Origin of the sequence: Trichocoleus sp. FACHB-40, assembly GCF_014695915.1 — a bacterium.
Taxonomy (GTDB): Bacteria; Cyanobacteriota; Cyanobacteriia; order Cyanobacteriales; family FACHB-T130; genus Funiculus; species Funiculus sociatus.
Genome location: NZ_JACJPF010000064.1, coordinates 1 through 18,716, shown reverse-complemented (window position 1 = coordinate 18,716; position 18,716 = coordinate 1). Strand labels below are relative to the sequence as shown.

Below are 18,716 nucleotides of genomic sequence, written 5' to 3'. Positions count from 1 at the left end.
TCCCCAGTCCCTAGTCCCCAGTCCCCAGCCCTAACCCCTGTTTTGCCAGTCTTTGGCAACTTCATTAATGCCGTAGAAACGCTTCCAGAAAGCATCAACAGCTCTGGTGGGTAAAACTTTGTTCATTAAAAACAGCAAGATATCCCCACCTGTAGCGGCAATATAGCGCGGACGGGGGTTGCGGTCTGTGAGCGATCGCACAATTACCTGTGCCACCCGTTCGGAAGTCCAAGCACGAGAACTGGTTCGTTCCTCAAGTCCTTCTAATCGATTAAAGGCAGCACGATAAGGCGTATCTTGAGGATTTTTTACAGCTTGCTCCACTCTTTCGGCGGCGACGGCGAAAAAGTCTGTGGTAACTGGCCCAGGCTCAATAACGCTGACTTTGATATTAAATGGATCTAATTCCATCCTGAGAGCGTCGCTGAGTCCTTCCAAGGCAAATTTCGAGGAGCTATACAAACCCCCAAAAGGAAACGCCAGCCGTCCTCCCAGAGAACTAATATTAATAATTCTTCCTCCTCCTTGGTCGCGCATCACTGGAACTAAAGCTTGAATCAAAGCCAAGGGGCCTAGTAAGTTTACTTGAAACTGCTGCTGTACCGCCTCAGTGGGGATTAACTCTACTGGCCCCATCTGTCCGTAACCAGCATTATTAACTAAAGCATCAACTCGCCCAAAATGCTCAACAGCTTTATTAGCTAAAGCTTTACCCTGCTCAAAGATAGCTATATCTGTTGGAACTACCAGGACATCTGCACCCGCTTTGCGACAGTAGGTAGCAACAGTCTCCAGTTTCTCCTGATTTCGAGCTGCCAGCACTAACCGTATTCCCAAAAACTGGGAGGCTAGATAGTTCGCTAGAGCAGCACCAATTCCCGTGGAGGCTCCCGTAATCAAGATAACTTGTTCAGATAGCGGTGTATAGGTTTTCATAGGTAGTTGATAGTCCGTTGGAAGGTTGGAAGGTGGGAAAGTTGTAGAACCTGACAACATTTCAACTTGACAACTCTTCTGTGACCAATTATTAATGACTTTTTGAGCAATTTTTTATTATTGCAGCTACAACTGATGCGATCGCTCTACTGAAAAGTAGAAAATTAAGTCCGATTTTCAGCTGCGGTGCTTCAAAATGGAATAAAGTTTAACGGAAGGGGTTGCCGTATGCCAACAATAGCCCGCGAAAGCGAATTACAGGTACTGGGGCGAATTTTGCAGAATCGTCTGCAATCGGCTAAACACGAGCATATTCCCTTTCAGGTTCGCTGTGCCACCCCACAGGAAGCGCTGATTATTCTGACTCAGCATCCACCCGACTTTGCCCCTGACGCGCAACAAACTTTTAGAGAAATAGAACAAACTCTCAAGACTCTGCGCCCGGAATTTGCCAACCAGGTACAGCTTTACCTGAGAATCGCTGGGCAAAAGCAGCCTTATGCGTTTCACTCTTTTACCGTAGAGTCGCCTGTTTTGTCAACTGTAACTGCCGATTCCGTTGACCAGGGAGTAGTCTTTGATACAGCCGGGGTTCCTTCGGCGGTAAAGGTGAGTGCAACCCAAAGTAGTTTGGGTGATACTGATGCGACAGATGTCGAGGAACCACCAGCGAGCACTGAATCTTTATCAGGTTCTGAGGATGCACCTGTATCCCCTGCGGTGCCGCCACAAGGCTCTAAGGGCAAGGCATTGCCGCTGGTAACTAAACTGCGGCAGTTGCCATTACCGCTATTGGTGGCGGGAGCTGGAGTGGGTTTGTTGGCTTTTATTCTGCCTTTTTATGCCCTGACCCGTCCCTGTGTAGTCGGCCCGTGTGTCGCACTCACGGACGCAAAGCAACTTTCCCAAGAGGCAGCTGTTTCCCTTCAGAAACCAAAATCTGGGCAAGAAATACTAGAGGCAAGAGAGAAACAGCAAGAAGCTATCCGCCTTTTGGAGACGATTCCATTTTGGTCATTTTCTTACCAAGAAGCGCAAAATCAGTTGAAAGATGATTCTCAGCAAGCACAATTGTTGGAGCAGTTGGTAACAGGTTTGAGCAAGGGATCGACGGCGGCGCAAAGAAGCCAAAATCCTCCGCATTCAGTAGCAGAATGGGGAGAAATTCAGCAGATGTGGAGAGAAGCGATCGCGCTTTTAGAACCAGTTCCCAGAAATAGCACTGTCTACCAACTAGCGCAGCAGAAAATTAAGGAGTATCGAGTTAATTTAGCGGCGATTAATTGGCGGCTAAATGCCGAAAGAAAGGCACTCCAAGACCTCGATGCTGCCAAAGAAGCCCTGAAGGTGGCAGAAGCCCGTCAAGGGGTGGCTCAGTCGCTAACAGATTGGCGGCTAGTGGAAACTAGCTGGGATATGGGGATGAATCGCCTCAAGGGGATTCCTGTGGGTACAACGGCGCACGCAGAGGCGCAGCAGATGATAGCAGCTTATTTGCCAAAGTTGGCAAATGCACGCGATCGCAAAAACAGAGAACAAATGGCTATTAATAATTACAAAATGGCTCAGAACCTGGCACGCAATGCCAAAAATACTGAGCAGCTTAATCAATGGACATTGACAGTGCTTAACTGGCGCAATGCGATTGTCAACCTGCAAAAAATTCCCAGAGGAACTTTTGTATACAATCAAGCAGATTCTCTACTAAATTCTTATAAAGAGGCTCTCAGACAAGCTGAGATCAAACTAAGCTACGCCAACCTCCTGCAAAAAGCACGTAACGATCTGAATCGAACCTGCTCCGGAGCGCCTAAAGTCTGCGATTACACTGTAACCGATGGGGGCATTAGAGTTCAGTTGACACCTGCTTATATGCAGATGGTAGTTCAAACTACAAACACAGCCAAACAACGGGGAGATTTTACTGCCCAACAAGGGATTGCGACTCACCTGCGAACGCTGGGAGATGCCCTGGAAGCAATTAGCGATAATGCTAGGGTTCCACTACAACTTTATACCCCCGATGGAGCGTTGATTAATAGCTATCCTCGCTCTGGCTAGAAAAAGGCTAAGAGTGACAAGTTAACAGTAAGGAGTGAGTATTCCCATTGGCTTATGATAATATTTGTCGCTATCTGGCAGTTGAGTATCCAGTCGCGTTTGCAAGCTGGCTACTCGATACGGATGCGATCGCTATTCAACCCCTTCCAACTGAACTGAATCTTGAACCCATCCGTTCTGATGCCCTTTACTTTCTGCCAGAACGAAACCAGATTCTCCATCTAGAATTTCAGACTGTGCCTGCTTCCAAACCACCTATGCCTTTGCGGATGCTAGACTATTGGGTTAGGCTGCATCGTCAGTACGAGTGTTCAATTGAGCAAGTGGTGATTTTTTTGAAAGAAACCTCTTCAGAAGCAGTCTTCGTTGAGCGGTTTGCTTTTGAGCGAACTTTCCACTCTTACCGAGTCTTGCGGATATGGGAGCAAGATCCAGCTCGTTTACTGAGTAGTCCCGGACTTCTTCCTCTAGCAGTTTTAGCTCGGACAGACTCACAGACAGCGTTACTAGAGCAAATTGCTGCCAGAGTAGATACGATCGAAGAACCAGACCGACAGCGAAACATTTCTGCTTGTGTGGAAGTTCTGGCAAGGCTGAAGTTTGAAGAAGGTTTAATTCGACAATTTCTCAGAGAGGATCTTATGCGGGAATCACCACTGTATCAAGAAATCTTGCAAGAAGGTTTGCAGCAAGGAATTCAACAAGGAGAGGTCTCCTTAGCTCTGCGTCTACTCACGCGGCGACTGGGGACGCTTCCACCGCAATTGCGATCGCAAATTCAGCAGCTTTCCACCGTCCAGGTGGAAGCACTCGGTGAAGCTTTGTTAGATTTCTCCACAACACAAGATTTAGTAGCTTGGTTGCAGGCTTACCAATAAACCCTACTTCAGTTGGGCGTTGTTATTGAAAAACTGGCTGCAAAGTCCCTGACTAACTAACAGGGTTGTTACCAGGTTGGTGAAGGCAAGCATAAACATAATTAATATCTGGTAAGATGCAGCGTTCAAAGGGTCAACGCCACTTAATAGCTGACCTGTGATAATTCCTGGTAGCGTCACCACACCTACAACCATCATTTGGTTCAGTGTGGGAATCAACCCGGCTTTGATGGCATCTTTGCGATATTTTGCTACAGCTTGTTGCGGTGTAGCACCTAAACTCAGGTGCGTTTCAATCTCAGCGCGACTAGCGTTGACGGTGCTAACAAGACGTTCGCCTGCGATCGCTGCTCCATTCATCGCATTTCCCAGTACAATTCCCGCTAGGGGAATCAAATACTGTGGTTCATACCAAATTGGCGGCTGAATTATCACCAGCGTGGTATAACCCAAAGTCAGGGCGCTACTAGCTAAAATTGACCCCCAAACTACGGGTAGAACTTGGGGAATTTTCTTGCCAATGCGATTACGGGCGACAATAGCGGCGATGCTTAGCATTACCATCAAGATTGCCAGAACTGCAATTGGATTTTTCCAGGCGAAAACGAAGGCAAGGACGTAGCCGACACCCAAAAGTTGGATAATTGTACGACCAGTTGCGATCGCAAGTTGCCCTTCTAATCCCAGTTTTTGCCAACTGGATAAACCGATGGCAATTGCCATCATGCCTAATGCCCAAGCAAGGTCGGTAATGTCAAGTGTAATTAAAGAATCCACAGTTCATTAGGATTAGGGATTGGGGATTGGGGATTGGGGATTGGGGAAGAGGAAAAAGTCTTACCTAGTCCCTAGTCCCTAGTCCCTAGTCCCCAACCCCCAACCCCTCTGCGAAACAATTTTACAGCTTCAGCATTCTGAAATGATGTGGGATGGTAAGACCATTCATTTTGCGCGTGTTGTGGCAACCCTGGAATTGTTGAAACAGTCTATAGCTAAAGGTTTCACAATCCAAAATCAAAAATCCCAAATTCAACATGGGGTGAGGTGCGGATTCCCTTTCTGAACAAAATTTGGTTCTATGTATATAAAAATTTGTGGTGTAAACGAGTGAGTAACATTCCCCCCTTAGACTTGTCTCGCCAGTACAAAAACATCAGTGAAGAGGTGAGTGCAGCTGTTCTTGATGTTTTGGCTTCTGGTCGTTACATTGGCGGTTCTCTGGTTCAAGGCTTTGAGCAACAGTTTGCAGCTTACGTGGGCGTTTCTGAGTGTGTGGCGTGTAATTCTGGCACAGATGCCCTCTATCTAGCTCTACGGGCTTTGCAGATTGGTTCTGGAGATGAGGTGATTACCACACCATTCACCTTTATTGCCACTGCTGAGGTAATTAGTGTGGTGGGAGCGAAGCCCGTTTTTGTTGATATTGATGCCGAGACGTTTAATTTTGATGTCTTGCAGCTAGAAAAGGCGATTACGGATAAAACGCGCGCTATTATTCCAGTTCACCTATTTGGGCAACCTGTGGATATGACCGCAGTTATGAGGATAGCTGAGTCTCACAATCTGGCTGTGATTGAAGACTGCGCCCAAGCCACAGGTGCCGAATGGGCAGACGCTAAAATCGGCAGCATCGGTCATATTGGTTGCTTTAGTTTCTTTCCCACAAAGAATTTGGGTGCTTTTGGTGATGGCGGTGCGGTGACAACTAACGATCCGGCGATCGCTTCCGCGATCCGAATGCTGCGAGAACACGGAATGCGCGATCGCTACTACCACGAAGAAACTGGCATTAATAGCCGTTTGGATACCATACAAGCGGCTATTTTGCAAATCAAGTTGCGTCATCTAGATACCTGGAATGACTTGCGCCGTTCAGTTGCTGAACGTTACCATCAATTGCTGGAGCCTGTGCCTGGGGTGGTGAAACCGCAAGAAATAGCAGGGGGGCGCAGTGTCTGGAATCAATACACGATTCGGCTTACCCACGATAGCAACAGCGCTTTCCGGGATAATGTTCGCACTCAGCTAGCCGCTAGGGGCATTAGTTCGATGGTTTACTACCCGTTGCCTTTGCACTTGCAGCCTGTTTACAAGGATTTGGGCTACCAAGCAGGGGATTTCCCTGTTACTGAGAAAGTCTGCCACGAAGTTTTATCTTTGCCGATTTTCCCAGAACTGTCCCCAGAGGAGCAAGAGCAAGTGGTCTATGGTTTGAAGGACTGTTTGCTAATGGCTAATGGCTAATAGGAACTAGGGACTAGGAAAAATACTGCCCAAGTACCCAGTCCCCAGTCCCCAGTCCCTATTTTATGCCCGAACTTGCTGACGGCTGACTTGGCTTAAGGCTTCCACCAAGCTGCGAACAGCTGCCACCATTGCCACTTCGCTATTCAGCTGGTTGATAGCGCTTCCGACACCGACACCAGCAGCACCAGCAGCGATCGCCATCGGTGCTGTAACGTTGGAGATGCCCGAAGCGCACAAAACTGGCACGGAGACAGCACGGGAAATTTCGTAAGCTGCTGCCAAGGTGGGAGCGGCTTTTTCAATCAATCCCAGTGTTCCGGCGTGGGTGGGGCTGCTGCTGGTGCCTCCTTCAGTTTGGATAATATCAGCACCAGCTTTTACTAACGCTTCTGCCAACTGCACTTGCTGGTCTAGCTCTAGAATGTGGGGAACGGTGACAGACAGGGTAATTTCCGGCAGGAGCGATCGCGTCTTTTGTGTCAACGCCATCACTTCCGGGGCTTCAAACCGCCGTCCCTGAGCATAAAAACTATCAAAGTTGCCGATTTCAATCAAGTCAGCTCCTGCTGCAACAGCTTTCACAAACAGCTCTGGCTCTACCGCAGATACACAAATTGGCAAATCTGTCAATTCCCGAACCATCCGCACCAAGTCGGGGTCAGCAGCAATATCCAAGAAGGTAGCGCCGCCCAGAGTTGCAGCCTTGACGGTAGCAGCAACAGAAGAGAAATCAAAGTTATTCAAGCCAGTGATAATTTTTAAGACATTGCCTTGCTCAAAAGCACGGTGTAGAGTAGTATTCATGGTCATAAGCCCTATTTGGCTCGCTAATTTTTCATAATTCATTGTACAGACCAGATCGATATGGTCTCTACTTTTAAACTGATTGGGTACTTCCTCCGATGGTTGTGCATCTGCAAGGTGTGGCAATACCATCAAACAACAAAGCGCTAAGAGAGCTTTTTCCCAAAACCGGGATCTAGACTAGGAGCATAGTGCAGATACTACCCTCCTCCAGCCAGTGACGAGCCATGAATTTCCCTCCCACGAATTTGTCAACTTTTCACTCCGATGTTCTGGCACAGACTGAACTCGGTCAGCTGTGCGGTTCGGAACAGAGGTTTCGCGATCGCTACGAGATCCTGCGGATGCTGGGTAGAGGTGGCTTTGGTGTCACCTTTTTAGCGAGGGATGCAACACTCCCTGGACAGCCGTTGTGCGTGATCAAGCAGCTGTGTCCGAAGTTTAGCGATCCGGCTGGCTTAAAAACGGCGCAGAAACGCTTTGAGCAAGAGGCGAAAACTCTTAGCAAATTGGGAAGCCATTCTCAGGTTCCCATGCTACTAGACTACTTTGTAGAAGAGGGAGAATTTTATCTAGTTCAGGAATATATCCGAGGTCATACCCTGGCTAGACTGGTGAGGCGCGGAGGTTCGATATCTGAAGAGGGGGTGAAACAATTCCTCCGTCAGATTCTGCCATTGTTGCAGTACATCCACCGCAATAACGTAATTCATCGCGATATTAAGCCGCAGAACATCATCCGCTGTCAGGACGATGGTAGGCTGGTCTTGATTGACTTCGGAGCTGTCAAAGAGGAAATTTCCCAGTTAGGGCAATCTGGTGTAAAAGGGTCAACTACCCAGTTCATTGGGACAGTTGGGTTTGCGCCACCGGAACAATTTTCTCTGCGACCAGTTTATGCCAGCGATATATACGCACTGGGCATAACGTGCCTTTACTTGTTGACTGGCAAAGCGCCGTTGGAGTTTGAAAGCGATCGCGCCACAGGTGAGATTCAGTGGCAGAATACAGTGGTAGTCTCGCAAGAGTTTGCCCGAATTCTCAACAGAATGCTGAAAATCTCTCTAAAAGAGCGCTTTCAGTCGGCTGGAGCGATTATGCTGGCATTTGGTTGGGAATCGCAAGACAATTTATCGCAGTTTATGACAACTGTACGCCGTCCAGAAAAAAGCCCAGTTGAGAATCAACCGCAAGCGAGTCCCCCAGATTATATTCCTCCCACCGCCCGAACTGCGATCGCGCTGCGAGACTGGAAAGCGAGATTGCAGGCAAAACAAAGGCACCAAAGAAGAAGCGATCGCGGTAGACTTAGCAGTTCTGGTAATTCTCGTTAAAGCTGGGTAGGACTGGCATTCTCCACCCTTGGAAAAGGATATCGTGTCCGGCAAATTGCCCTTAAGAAGAGAACCCCACTAAAACCTGCGGCTTTAGTGGGGTTCTGATTCCAGGGTGTGGGCTAATTAACGGGACAAGAAATCCAATTTATGGGGGTTGGGGATATCCTATCTATAATCCTGCCTTTGAATATCTCGCAAACGTGCTTCAGGACGCTTAAAACGATCCAATTGACTTTCAAAGAAAGCTCGATTTGCTTGCAGATGCTTTGGATTTGGGTCGTCTAAAGGATAGAGAAGGGCAGTTCGCAACGCTTGAATTACAGCGGAAGTAACGCAGTACATTGAACGTTGAAAAGTGATACCAAGCTGAATTAACATATCATCTTCACCGCGACAGTGTTGACGATAGTAATCTTTGAGATAGTCAGGGAGAAAATGCAGCATATCCTGCATTAACAATGTTGGCGGAATGCCAGCTGTACCTACGGGAAATACATCAGCATAGAGAATTCCGTAGTGGAAGTCTTTTTGCTCTTCAGGTACTTGCTTAGCTTGAGCGTTGTAAGACTTCGTACCCCGGAAAGGCGCGGTGCGGTAAAAAACAGCTTCCACATAAGGTAACGCTGCTTCATATAACCACATAAAACCCTTCGATTTTGGAATAATTTCGTACTTTTGTCCACGAATATAAACGTGGTGGTAGATGGGACGACCTGCTATGGCAAAAATACCATTTACCAGAAAATTCATCGCATCCGGTACACCTTTAAATCCGCCTTCATCATAGATATCGGACATTTCAAAGAAAACCGGAGCCATCACCTCCCAGAACAAGCCTAGATTACTGTAATAGGACATTTGCCGCACCTGTTCCAAGAACATATCTGGAAACAGCTTATAAAGTCCCAACATTGCCGGATTACCCTGGAAATAAGCCTTAATTGCCCTATCAGCATTTGCTTTGTATTCTTCAGAGTCCAGGTAGGCATCAAATTGTCCCCAACCCATATCTCTACCGTGCCAAAGCATAGCTTGCATACAAGCTTCGGCAAACTCCATGTTTACTCTGTCGTGCCATAAGTGGTGAAACAACTTAGGCATTTTTTTATTGAGTTCACCTTTTTCGATAAACTCCAAAAGTTCCGGATGTGCAGTAGCTTCCCCACGCCATATCCGCAGATCCGCATCATCACCAGCGTAGTGATTATGCAGTTCTAAATACTCTTTTGGGATAAAGTATTTAAAGAAAGGAAACGGCTCTAAAAACACCCTTTCAGCAATATAAAGTAAGTCCCGCCAGTAGAAATCCATCGGCACAGCATAAGCCTTATAAATGCCGATGATTTGCATCAAATTTTCCGGCGTATCAGGTAGCATGGCACCGCCAGCTTCCAGACGATGAATTATAGGCGCAAATTCATGCCGCGAAGGAGGTAACTTTGTTGTGGGTTTAGGAGGAGTTTGTACCATTTTCAGTTCCTTTAAATAAATTGCCGTATTTATCCGATAATTCTTTGAAAAACTACTTTTCTTTCCTCTGCGGTTAATTAATCCTCACTTGTCAACTTTTGGCGTAAGTCAATCGCGTGAAAAATACTCAAAACATCATGCGTCCACGTTGGCAGTATCAGCGTCATGACAATTTCTTCTACACTGTGAATCGTGCCAACAATACAAGTCAGCCATAAAGTAATTCCTGCGTAATCAAAACCAAACAGCGCCACTGTAGCAATGAAAAGAGTTATTCCCCAAAACTTGGCTGAATAAGTGTGATAGCTGGCGGGTTTTCCATACTTCACCAAATTAACCAACCACCAGGTTAACTGAGCAACAAGCACCATCAACAACGGGACGCGAAAGTTAATGAAAATATCGGGGCGTACTAACCACGCACTAGCGACTATAGAACCGTAAAGACAATTATCAGCCCAACCATCAGCTTGACGTAGTTTAGCATTGCTGACACCTAATTTTCTAGCAAGGATGCCATCGAAAATATCTGATAGAAATGCTGCCACAAAACCGACGATAAACCAAATGCTTGTTTGGCCATCAATTGCATCCCATAAGAGGAAGGGAGCAATAATAGCGCGAAAGGCTACAAGTAACCCAGGAAGAGATTCAAAAAAGCGGTTATTGTTTTGTTGTGATTGGGGTGAAGGTGTCATAAGGGAAATGAACCGCGTTAGGGAAGCCATGCGCGATAGCGCTTTAAACACAAAGAAAGCGAAGGGAAGATAAGAAGAAGTTGGTTCACGTTGAGGAATGAAACCCGACACAACTTATAGATTTGTTAGGTTTCATTCCTCAACTACAACTATTTTCAACCGAAACGCATTGGGGTAGGTATTGCCTAGCTTGGGTTTAATTTTTGGCAGCTACTTGCACGTTGCTAGTAGTGGTAATTGTGGCACCCATTGCAGTTGTTGTGGTTTCACTTAAGCGTACTAGCCAAGCGGGTTGCAATCCTAAAAAGAAAATCAGGGCTGCTAATACTAACGCTGGCGTGCGTTCTACCCATTGCACCTTTGGATAGTATGCGGTGGCGTTGTCTAGTTTGCCGAAACAGGTGCGATTGAGCAGAATCACGAAGTAAACTGCTGTTAAACCGCTACAGAGGACACAAACTAGGGTAGGGATGGGGAAAGCAGAGAAACTGCCCTGAAGTACCAAAAATTCAGCGATGAATCCCACCAAACCGGGGATACCAGCACTTGCCATTCCGCCCAACACTAGCAAACCAGTTGTGAAAGGTAAACCTCTTTGGGGACTCAGCAAGCCATTGAGGACATCTAAATCGCGGGTGCCGACTTTGGTTTCGACGATGCCGACTAGGTGAAAGAGGATTGCTAAGATTAAGCCGTGGCTAAACATTTGTAAGACGGCACCGAGTAGGGAAAGAGGTGTGGCGGCGGCGGCGGCTAAGAGGATGTAGCCCATATGTCCGATGGAACTATAGGCTACCATACGTTTGATATCTTTTTGCGCGATCGCACTCAGCGCTCCATAAGCTGCACTAAATGCTCCGATAATCGCTAAACCAGGCGCTACAGTTACCCAAGCTTCCGGAAACATCCCCAAACCAAATCGCACTAAACCGTAAGTTCCCAATTTTGCCAGTACGCCTCCTAAAAGAATCGCTATGGGTGGGGAAGCTTCAACGTAGGCATCTGGCAACCAAGTATGCAGAGGCACTAAGGGGATTTTGATGCCGAAACCTACTAAGAGCATTGTCAGTAGAATCAGCTGGGTATTTAAGGATAAACCTTGGGTAACTAGAGGATTGTAATCAAAGTTGGGAGCGTTACCTAGCCACGTTACACCTAAGAAGGCCGCCAAAATCAAAATTCCGGAAACAGCGGTGTAGATAAGGAACTTCATCGCTGCATAGCCGCGTTTTTGGGTTCCTCCCCAGATGGCAATTAACAGGTACAGGGGGATAAGTTCCAACTCGTAGAATAAGACGAATAGCATCAAGTTCTGGGAGAGGAAGGCTCCGGCAATTCCCGCACTTACCAGCAAAATTAAAGAGTAATAAAGGCGGGGGCGAGTAATCTGCTCTGAGGTACTGTAAATAACAATCCACGTCAGCAGACTATTTAACGCCAGTAGCGGGACAGATAAACCATCAACGCCGAGGCTGTAATTCAAGCCTAGAGTATCAATCCAGGGTATGAACTCAGAGAACTGGAAACCTGCATTACTAATGTTGAATTGAGTGAGCAGAAAAAGTGTCCAGACTATAACACCACTGGCAATACTCAAAGCCAGCAGACGGGCGCGATTAGCAGATAAGTTAGGCAAAAATCCGACAATGGCGGCACCTAAAAATGGCACCCAAATTAAACTGCTGAGCATAGTTAATTCTTAGTTGTTAGTTTCTCGTTCCCTGGCGACCGATTGGGGACGCAATTCTAGAGGTGTCTTGATTACAGGAGGCGACCGCCTCCTGTAGGCATTCCCAGGTTCAGCCTGGAAGAGATTATGTGTTGGCAAAGACGAGGGAAAGATGAGATAGGAAAGGCCAAGATAACAGCATTCCCATGAGAACTATTCCCAGTAGGATAGTCAGCGCGTAGGATTGGGAGCGTCCGGAGGTGCTGTATTTCAAGCTTTCGCCACCGAAAATGGAAGCAAAGCCGACAAGGTTAACTACGCCATCAACTAAGTAGCGGTCAACGATGTCGATGATACGGGAAACCAGGTCAACTCCGAATACAATACTCACGCGGTAAATTTTGGCTGTATAAAAGTCGTATGCGAAAAGGTCTTGTAGGGGTTTCCAGGGAAGTTGAACGGGTTTTTGCCACATTCCACCCAGGTAAATGACACCGCTGATACTGCTACCAAAGATGCTAGACCAAATCAGCATGAGGGCAACATCTTTATTTAAGGTTGCCCAAGTGGGAAGTAATGACAAGCTTTGCAAGACTAAGGGCAGGTGGAGGGCAAAGGCTAGCAAAACTATCATAGGGAAAGTTATAGGCCAAAATGCTTCAGGCGATCGCACTGTCATCTTATTTGGTTTACCGCCAAAAATTAGCCCAAATACTCTGGTTAAGCTGAAGGCTGTTAAAGCATTAACTAAGACCACTAAACCGACTAGCCAAGGTTGAGTCGCCCACAAACCATCTGCTAATTCCACCAACGCCCAAAAACTACCAAGGGGCGGAAATGCGATTAATCCCAGCGTACCGACTATAAAGGCTAAACCGGAGATGGGACGACGCGACCACAAACCGCCGAGTTGGGTTAAATCTTGGGTGATATTGTTCCAAATTATCGCGCCGACGCTCATTACTAAAAGCGCCATTGCTACAGCATGGGTCAAGACCAACAATAACGCGGCATTCTCTTGTCCGCTACCTACGGCGATAAACACCAATCCCATGTATGCACTGACAGAATAGGATAAGGCGCGTTTGATGTCAATTTGCGCGATCGCAATTGCGGAAGCGCCTACCGCCGTCACCGCACCAACCAGCACTGTAGCCGACAAAACCAGAGGTGACAGCGCTAATACTGGTTGTATCTTAATCAATACCCAAGCACCAGTCGCTACCACTACCGAGTTCCGTAAAATTGTGCTGGGAATAGGGCCTTCCATCGCCTCATCCAGCCACAAATGCAGGGGAAATTGAGCGCATTTGCCCATCGGTCCGGCAATTAAAGCTAAACCTAGTAAAGCGGCAACTTTTGGGTCTAAATTTGCAGTCTTTGCCCACTCTGCTAGTTCAGAATAATCCCAAGTTCCTGCCAAGGGTAACAGTGCAATCACCCCCATAAGCAGCAGTAAGTCTCCTACCCGCTTAGTTAGGAAAGCATCTCTAGCACCTGTCACCACCAACGACTGACTAAACCAAAGCCCCACTAATAGATAAGTACCTAGTGTGAGGATTTCCAGAATCACATAGCTAAAGAATAAGGAGTTGCACAAGGCTAAAGCGCACATTCCTGCCTCAAACAGTCCCAGCAAGGCATAAAAACGCGCCCAACCCCAATCCATCTCCATGTAACCGATAGCGTATGTCTGCGCTAGCACGTTCAACCCAGTTACCAGAACTATTGCTCCGATATTAATCGGTGAGATTTCGATGGGACAGGTTAAATTTAAACCAGCTGCATTGAGCCACGTAAATGATATTTCTTGTACTGGCTGATTCCAGATTGCTTGCAGAGTAAGCAATCCATGAATGAATGCCAACAAAGTCATCAATAAGTTAACGTAACCAGCTGGCCGTGGCCCTGTGCTACGGATTATACCGGGCGACCAAAACACTGATGAAATGGCACCGATTAAGGCATAGCAAGGGACTAACCAAATGGTATCGACGAGGAACTGAACCATTGGAACTAACTACCTGTAAAATTGCCGCAAAGTTAGGGACGCTGAAAAATGACCCCAATACCTCCCCGCTACTTGAGGGATTGGAGCGATCGCAAATTCATTATTTTTTAATGGTTTTGTTTAGCTTAATCTTTTACCAGTCAAAAGGGAACTGCTGAATTAGAAAATTAAGCGATAAAACCTCTAACTGAAACTTATATCACTCGGCTACTTGGTTGGGTTATTGAGTCCATAAATCAGCGTTAATGGATTATTTCTATAATAACCATAGATTAATCTCTATATATGAAGATTTATTGATTTTGAAAATGATCCGGGTAGGGGGGATTAATACTACGGAGGTTGGGCTTCGCTTTCCCACGGAGCTTACCTACAATTATTCTTAATGGCAACGGCATGGGGTTCACCTCTACTTCTCTAGTGGATAATTAGTGGCGCTTGTTGCTGACCATTCCCACATTGAGCCAGCATAATTTCTGACATTTGTAAAGCCTAAATCAGCGAGTACCGCGACAAAAAAAGCCGAACGAATACCGCCTGTGCAATAAGCAGCAATGGGATGACTGCTTTCAATTCCTAAATCTTCTAACTTATCCATAATTTCGTCGCGGGGGAGTAAATTCCCATCTTTATCTAACAAATCTTTAAAATAAAAATGCACAGCACCAGGAATATGTCCTCCCCTCTGTTCCCCGTAAGGAGTAGAACCTGTATATTCTCCTAGTTCGCGGGTATCAATTATTATAAAATTTTGCTGGGAAAGACTGGCTTTAATTTCATCACGCTGAATTTCCCAGAATCCTGTTCGCTGTACAACAAAATCCCCCATTTCTTGATGGTGACTAAATCCCCAAGTAGTCGGAACGCCCGCCTTCACAAGCGCTGAATATCCACCATCCACAAAAGCGGCTTGAGAATGTCCCAGAGTGCGTAACATCCAAACAATGCGGCCTTCTTCACCAAAATTGTGAGCTGGATTGCCAACTACAACGACAGGTTTATGATTGAAAATACCTAGAGCGCGGAGTTGTTGTTCCAGAACATTTATATCATCAATTAGTTTTCCCTTATCGGGCAATTTTGGTTGCGAAAATTGCTGCCAAGTAACATGAACAGCCCCCGCTATATGCCCAAATAAATATGCAACTTGATTGCGAACATCCAAAATAGTAGCATCTTCTAAAATCAGCTTTTTAGCTTTTTCTGCACTAAGCACCCAGTGAAAAGTCATAAAATACCTTTGCCTTAAAAAAAAATCAGCGAAAAGCTAAAATATATTCTGCTGTAATCTGAGGCTGCTCCAATTGAGGAACGTGTCCGCAATTTGCGATCCAGATTAGTTGAGAGTTAGCGATCGCATTCTTAAACCTTTGGGCATCAGCAGTTCCCAACATATCATCAGACTCCCCCCACAAAATCAGTGTTGGCTTGTCAATCCGAGAAATTTTATCTGCCAAATCCCAATAACCACCACTTTTAGTAAAACTGCTTGTGGCTTCGTGCCAACCAAACATTTCCATGTGCAGCATCGCACATTTTATCGCCTCAATTTCGTTTGGTTTCAAGTTGCCAAAATGACTTCCCCATAACAACGCCTGGACTTTGCGCTGTCGCCAATATTCTACTGCCAGAAAGTCAAAAGGAGGAAAAAGCAACGCGCCCAGAGGAAAGCTACCACTAAAACCCACACTGTTAATTAGAACCAGTTTTTTAACAGCGTGGGGGTAAGTTAGAGTAAAGTCAATTGCTGCTGCACCTCCCATCGAAGCCCCTACTAATATCATTGGCTCTTCGATCAGATTCCAAAAGTAGTAGAGATGAGTTTTGATAGCGGCGGGGTTATAAGAAATTCCCTGCACTCGTTCCGTAAAGCCAAACCCCAACAAATCAACCGCCCACGTTTCATTTTCAGCGGCGAGTAGTGGAAATAGGCGACGAAATTCTAGCACGGAACTATCAAAACCTGGAAGCAACAAAATCGGAGTGCCACCGCTACCCTGATGGACGTAAGCTGTAGCAATCTGCTGCGGTGAAAGGGGTGTTTTGATTGCAGTTCTCTGGATGCTTTGAGCTAAAGCAATTGACTGAGACTCCTGCAACTGCTCAACTTGGGATGGTAGAAAATTGGGGAACATAGACGGGAATGGGGAATGGGAAATTGAAGATGCGAACTAACTGAATTATTCAGTACACTGCAAAATATGTCATTGTCTGTCCTCCTGCTCCTCTCCCCCTCACACCCTTCTCCCCATGTCAGACTCTTTATCTTTGCGCGATCGCTACCTACAATTAATCGATAAAATTGTTCAAACCACTCTCAAAGGGCAGATCCGCTCTAAAGAGCAGGTTTATAAAATGCTTCTTAAAGAAGTAAGCCTGGGAACCGGCGAAATTTTTGAACGAGCTTTGAGCGAAAGTCTCAGCACCGCCCAAGAACAGGTAGATACTCTAAAAGATGAAATGAAGCTGGCAAAGGCTACTCGTAGCCTGAGGGCGATTCAGACGGTCAAGGGGGAATGGGAACGAGCGCAGTCACAAAATCGGGCGGCGGATGCGATCGCGATCGCGGTGCAACAAATTGTTAAAGCACAAACTGGCGATCGCTTGGCAGCTTTTTTGCAGGTAATAGATCCCAACCAAAAGCAAGTCTTGAGTTTAGCTCAACTTCAACAGATAGCATCATTGCTTCAGCAACAAATACAGGAAACCACCAATCCTGAACTTTACCAGGAAGTGCAGCAAATCGTGCAAGGCATCACTCGCGGTTTGGAATCTTGGCAGCGATTGGAAGGACACCTGGTAAGCTGGATTTACGACCAAAGCCGGGGGCCGTTAGGGTTCGAGGGCGCACCCGAACAAAATGGGCCTTGGGCGGTATGGGCAAAGCAAGTAAATAGCCCGTACCCGCAAGCACTTTTTCAGACTCTTTCCTTAGATCAATCGGTGGCAGAATTTGCGGCAAAACACCCGCCAAATGTAAGTTCCTTAGTTGAGTTAGCGGTGATTTTGCCTTTCTTACAAAAGGGTTTAGTAAACTGGTCTGATAAGCTGATTTACGACTCCAAAGTAGGAGCAAAGCTGTCGATTTCTATATTTCTGACTTTTGCGGTAATTTGGTCTGCGATCGCTAATGGGTTGAATCAAGCGACGAGTCTGAATTCAACTTCACGGGAATCCTTAGTCATGGGTTGTTTTCAAATTACCCTACAAATTTTTCGCACCTTTTCCCAAAGAGAATACTTTCCCCTTTACGGTGGAATTTTCGCTTCGTTCTCTGGTAACTATCTGCGCTCTACCCTAAACTATCTAGATGCACCCCTGCGACAAGTAGCCGGAACTCAGGAAAAAGCGCGAATTTTGACATTAATGGGTTATTCCCTACGGGCGCAAGGTCGCTACGATGATGCAATTGTATTGCATCAACAAGCTGTAGAGATAGCCAGAGATGCAAGCGATCGCGCTTGTGAAATTGCCAATCTCAACCACCTCAGTCGCACCTGCGTAGCTCAAAAAAATTATGGCGAGGCAATTAGCTATAGTCAAAGAGCATTAATTCTCTCTCGTCAAAATGGTGACAGGTTGGGAGAAGCCAACGCTTTAGCTAATCTCGGTTATAGCGAAGTCTTCCAAGCTCAACAGATGGAACGGGTAGAGCCAGAAACTTATGAGTCAGCAATCAACTACTTACAACAAGGGTTGCAGTTGTCGGAAAGATTAGGCGATCGCCAAAGTCAAGCCCTTTGTTACAGCAGTCTTGGTATTGCTCTGTTAGTAGTTGAACAACCCGAAGAAGCCCTGAAAAACCTAGAAAAAGGTTTAGAAGCCGCCATGATTTCTGGGGATTTATACTTACAAGGAATAAACTTGGCATACATAGCGGAAGCTTACTATGGAATAAAAAATTTCAAAAAAGCCATCTTCGCTGCCAGTTTAGGTATGTATTACTTAGAAAGAATTGCCTCTAATCAGTGGCGACAATCGGCGGGATTGCTAACAATTTTACAAGGTCAGTTGGGAGCTGAAGCTTTTATAAAAGTAATTCAAGAACATCGCTCTTTACTGGTTCCTGCTATTGGGGTGGATGGATTTGACTACATTCCGGAACTGCTGGAACAATACAAGCGGTCGATGTAGTGCAGTCCCTTCTAGGCTCCAGCCTGGGAATGCTAACACCAGATCCTCTTAACAGACGTTCCCAACAAAAAAGCGCCCCTCTTGGAGCGCTTTTTTAGCTAGAAAAACTAGCGATTAACCATTGATGCTAGGAGCAACCAGAGCAACTGGGGTGGACTCACCTGCTGCCAAGTCGAGAGGGAAGTTGTGAGCGTTACGCTCGTGCATTACTTCCATACCCAGGTTGGCGCGGTTGATGACATCAGCCCAGGTGTTGATTACACGACCTTGTGAGTCGATTACACTCTGGTTGAAGTTGAATCCGTTCAGGTTGAATGCCATCGTGCTGATTCCCAGCGCGGTGAACCAGATGCCGATTACTGGCCATGCACCCAACAAGAAGTGCAAGCTGCGGCTGTTGTTGAATGAAGCGTATTGGAAGATTAACCGACCGAAGTAGCCGTGGGCTGCAACAATGTTGTAGGTTTCTTC

General features: G+C 46.4%; 14 protein-coding genes and 1 pseudogene. 5 read left to right on the top strand and 10 right to left on the bottom strand.

Annotation, left to right across the window (positions count from 1 at the left end):
- Positions 1-30: 30 nt before the first annotated feature.
- Entirely contained in the window at positions 31-936 is a 906-nt protein-coding gene (locus tag H6F63_RS14985; protein WP_190638404.1) for an SDR family oxidoreductase, read from the bottom strand.
- A gap of 228 nt (positions 937-1,164) precedes the next feature.
- On the opposite strand from H6F63_RS14985, the gene H6F63_RS14980 reads away from it, so the two are divergent.
- On the top strand, positions 1,165-2,997 hold the full coding sequence (locus tag H6F63_RS14980) for a hypothetical protein (protein ID WP_190638403.1): 1,833 nt from the start codon (positions 1,165-1,167) through the stop codon (positions 2,995-2,997).
- A gap of 47 nt (positions 2,998-3,044) precedes the next feature.
- A complete protein-coding gene (locus H6F63_RS14975; RefSeq protein WP_190638402.1) occupies positions 3,045-3,875 on the top strand; it encodes a DUF4351 domain-containing protein in 831 nt (276 codons plus the stop codon).
- Positions 3,876-3,878: 3 nt separating this feature from the next.
- Here H6F63_RS14975 and fetB read toward each other — a convergent pair whose 3' ends face one another.
- Entirely contained in the window at positions 3,879-4,652 is a 774-nt protein-coding gene (gene fetB, locus H6F63_RS14970) for an iron export ABC transporter permease subunit FetB (RefSeq protein WP_190638401.1), read from the bottom strand.
- Between the two features lie 330 nt (positions 4,653-4,982).
- Here fetB and H6F63_RS14965 point away from each other — a divergent pair, with 330 nt between their 5' ends.
- A complete protein-coding gene (locus H6F63_RS14965) occupies positions 4,983-6,119 on the top strand; it encodes an aminotransferase class I/II-fold pyridoxal phosphate-dependent enzyme (protein WP_190638400.1) in 1,137 nt (378 codons plus the stop codon).
- 63 nt (positions 6,120-6,182) lie between these two features.
- Here H6F63_RS14965 and H6F63_RS14960 read toward each other — a convergent pair whose 3' ends face one another.
- Positions 6,183-6,932, bottom strand: coding sequence for a DUF561 domain-containing protein (locus H6F63_RS14960; protein ID WP_190444144.1), 750 nt, complete (start codon positions 6,930-6,932; stop codon positions 6,183-6,185).
- Between the two features lie 221 nt (positions 6,933-7,153).
- Here H6F63_RS14960 and H6F63_RS14955 point away from each other — a divergent pair, with 221 nt between their 5' ends.
- Positions 7,154-8,260 carry a serine/threonine-protein kinase gene (locus tag H6F63_RS14955; RefSeq protein ID WP_190638399.1) on the top strand — a complete coding sequence of 369 codons (1,107 nt, stop codon included), beginning with the start codon at positions 7,154-7,156 and terminating at the stop codon, positions 8,258-8,260.
- Between the two features lie 168 nt (positions 8,261-8,428).
- Here the strand turns inward: H6F63_RS14955 and H6F63_RS14950 are convergent, their stop codons facing one another.
- The 6 genes from H6F63_RS14950 to H6F63_RS14925 form a co-directional block, all read right to left on the bottom strand.
- The gene (locus tag H6F63_RS14950; protein WP_190423095.1) at positions 8,429-9,733 is read right to left on the bottom strand and encodes a CO2 hydration protein; all 1,305 of its coding nucleotides are present in this window, start codon (positions 9,731-9,733) and stop codon (positions 8,429-8,431) included.
- 77 nt (positions 9,734-9,810) lie between these two features.
- Positions 9,811-10,431, bottom strand: coding sequence for a CDP-alcohol phosphatidyltransferase family protein (locus tag H6F63_RS14945; protein ID WP_199298051.1), 621 nt, complete (start codon positions 10,429-10,431; stop codon positions 9,811-9,813).
- 196 nt (positions 10,432-10,627) lie between these two features.
- Positions 10,628-12,121, bottom strand: a complete 1,494-nt coding sequence (locus tag H6F63_RS14940) for an NADH-quinone oxidoreductase subunit M (protein WP_190638398.1) — start codon at positions 12,119-12,121, stop codon at positions 10,628-10,630.
- A 124-nt stretch (positions 12,122-12,245) separates the two neighbouring features.
- Positions 12,246-14,111 carry an NAD(P)H-quinone oxidoreductase subunit F gene (locus H6F63_RS14935; protein ID WP_190638397.1) on the bottom strand — a complete coding sequence of 622 codons (1,866 nt, stop codon included), beginning with the start codon at positions 14,109-14,111 and terminating at the stop codon, positions 12,246-12,248.
- 409 nt (positions 14,112-14,520) lie between these two features.
- Positions 14,521-15,342: a rhodanese-like domain-containing protein gene (locus tag H6F63_RS14930; RefSeq protein ID WP_190638396.1), complete on the bottom strand. Its 822-nt coding sequence runs from the start codon at positions 15,340-15,342 to the stop codon at positions 14,521-14,523.
- Between the two features lie 25 nt (positions 15,343-15,367).
- Positions 15,368-16,246 (bottom strand): alpha/beta hydrolase, encoded by an 879-nt coding sequence (locus tag H6F63_RS14925; RefSeq protein WP_190638395.1) that lies wholly within the window; start codon positions 16,244-16,246, stop codon positions 15,368-15,370.
- 115 nt (positions 16,247-16,361) lie between these two features.
- Between H6F63_RS14925 and H6F63_RS14920 the strand changes: the two genes are divergently transcribed.
- Complete coding sequence (locus H6F63_RS14920) at positions 16,362-18,245, top strand: tetratricopeptide repeat protein (protein WP_190638394.1); 1,884 nt, start codon at positions 16,362-16,364, stop codon at positions 18,243-18,245.
- 114 nt (positions 18,246-18,359) lie between these two features.
- Here the strand turns inward: H6F63_RS14920 and H6F63_RS14915 are convergent.
- A pseudogene (locus tag H6F63_RS14915) lies at positions 18,360-18,716 on the bottom strand (photosystem II q(b) protein); the annotation flags it as partial.

Coding starts and splice junctions, on each gene's coding strand:
- H6F63_RS14985 (WP_190638404.1), bottom strand. CDS start 936: ATGAAAACCTATACACCGCTATCTGAACAAGTTATCTTGATTACGGGA.
- H6F63_RS14980 (WP_190638403.1), top strand. CDS start 1,165: ATGCCAACAATAGCCCGCGAAAGCGAATTACAGGTACTGGGGCGAATT.
- H6F63_RS14960 (WP_190444144.1), bottom strand. CDS start 6,932: ATGACCATGAATACTACTCTACACCGTGCTTTTGAGCAAGGCAATGTC.
- H6F63_RS14955 (WP_190638399.1), top strand. CDS start 7,154: ATGAATTTCCCTCCCACGAATTTGTCAACTTTTCACTCCGATGTTCTG.
- H6F63_RS14950 (WP_190423095.1), bottom strand. CDS start 9,733: ATGGTACAAACTCCTCCTAAACCCACAACAAAGTTACCTCCTTCGCGG.
- H6F63_RS14945 (WP_199298051.1), bottom strand. CDS start 10,431: ATGACACCTTCACCCCAATCACAACAAAACAATAACCGCTTTTTTGAA.
- H6F63_RS14940 (WP_190638398.1), bottom strand. CDS start 12,121: ATGCTCAGCAGTTTAATTTGGGTGCCATTTTTAGGTGCCGCCATTGTC.
- H6F63_RS14935 (WP_190638397.1), bottom strand. CDS start 14,111: ATGGTTCAGTTCCTCGTCGATACCATTTGGTTAGTCCCTTGCTATGCC.
- H6F63_RS14930 (WP_190638396.1), bottom strand. CDS start 15,342: ATGACTTTTCACTGGGTGCTTAGTGCAGAAAAAGCTAAAAAGCTGATT.
- H6F63_RS14925 (WP_190638395.1), bottom strand. CDS start 16,246: ATGTTCCCCAATTTTCTACCATCCCAAGTTGAGCAGTTGCAGGAGTCT.
- H6F63_RS14920 (WP_190638394.1), top strand. CDS start 16,362: ATGTCAGACTCTTTATCTTTGCGCGATCGCTACCTACAATTAATCGAT.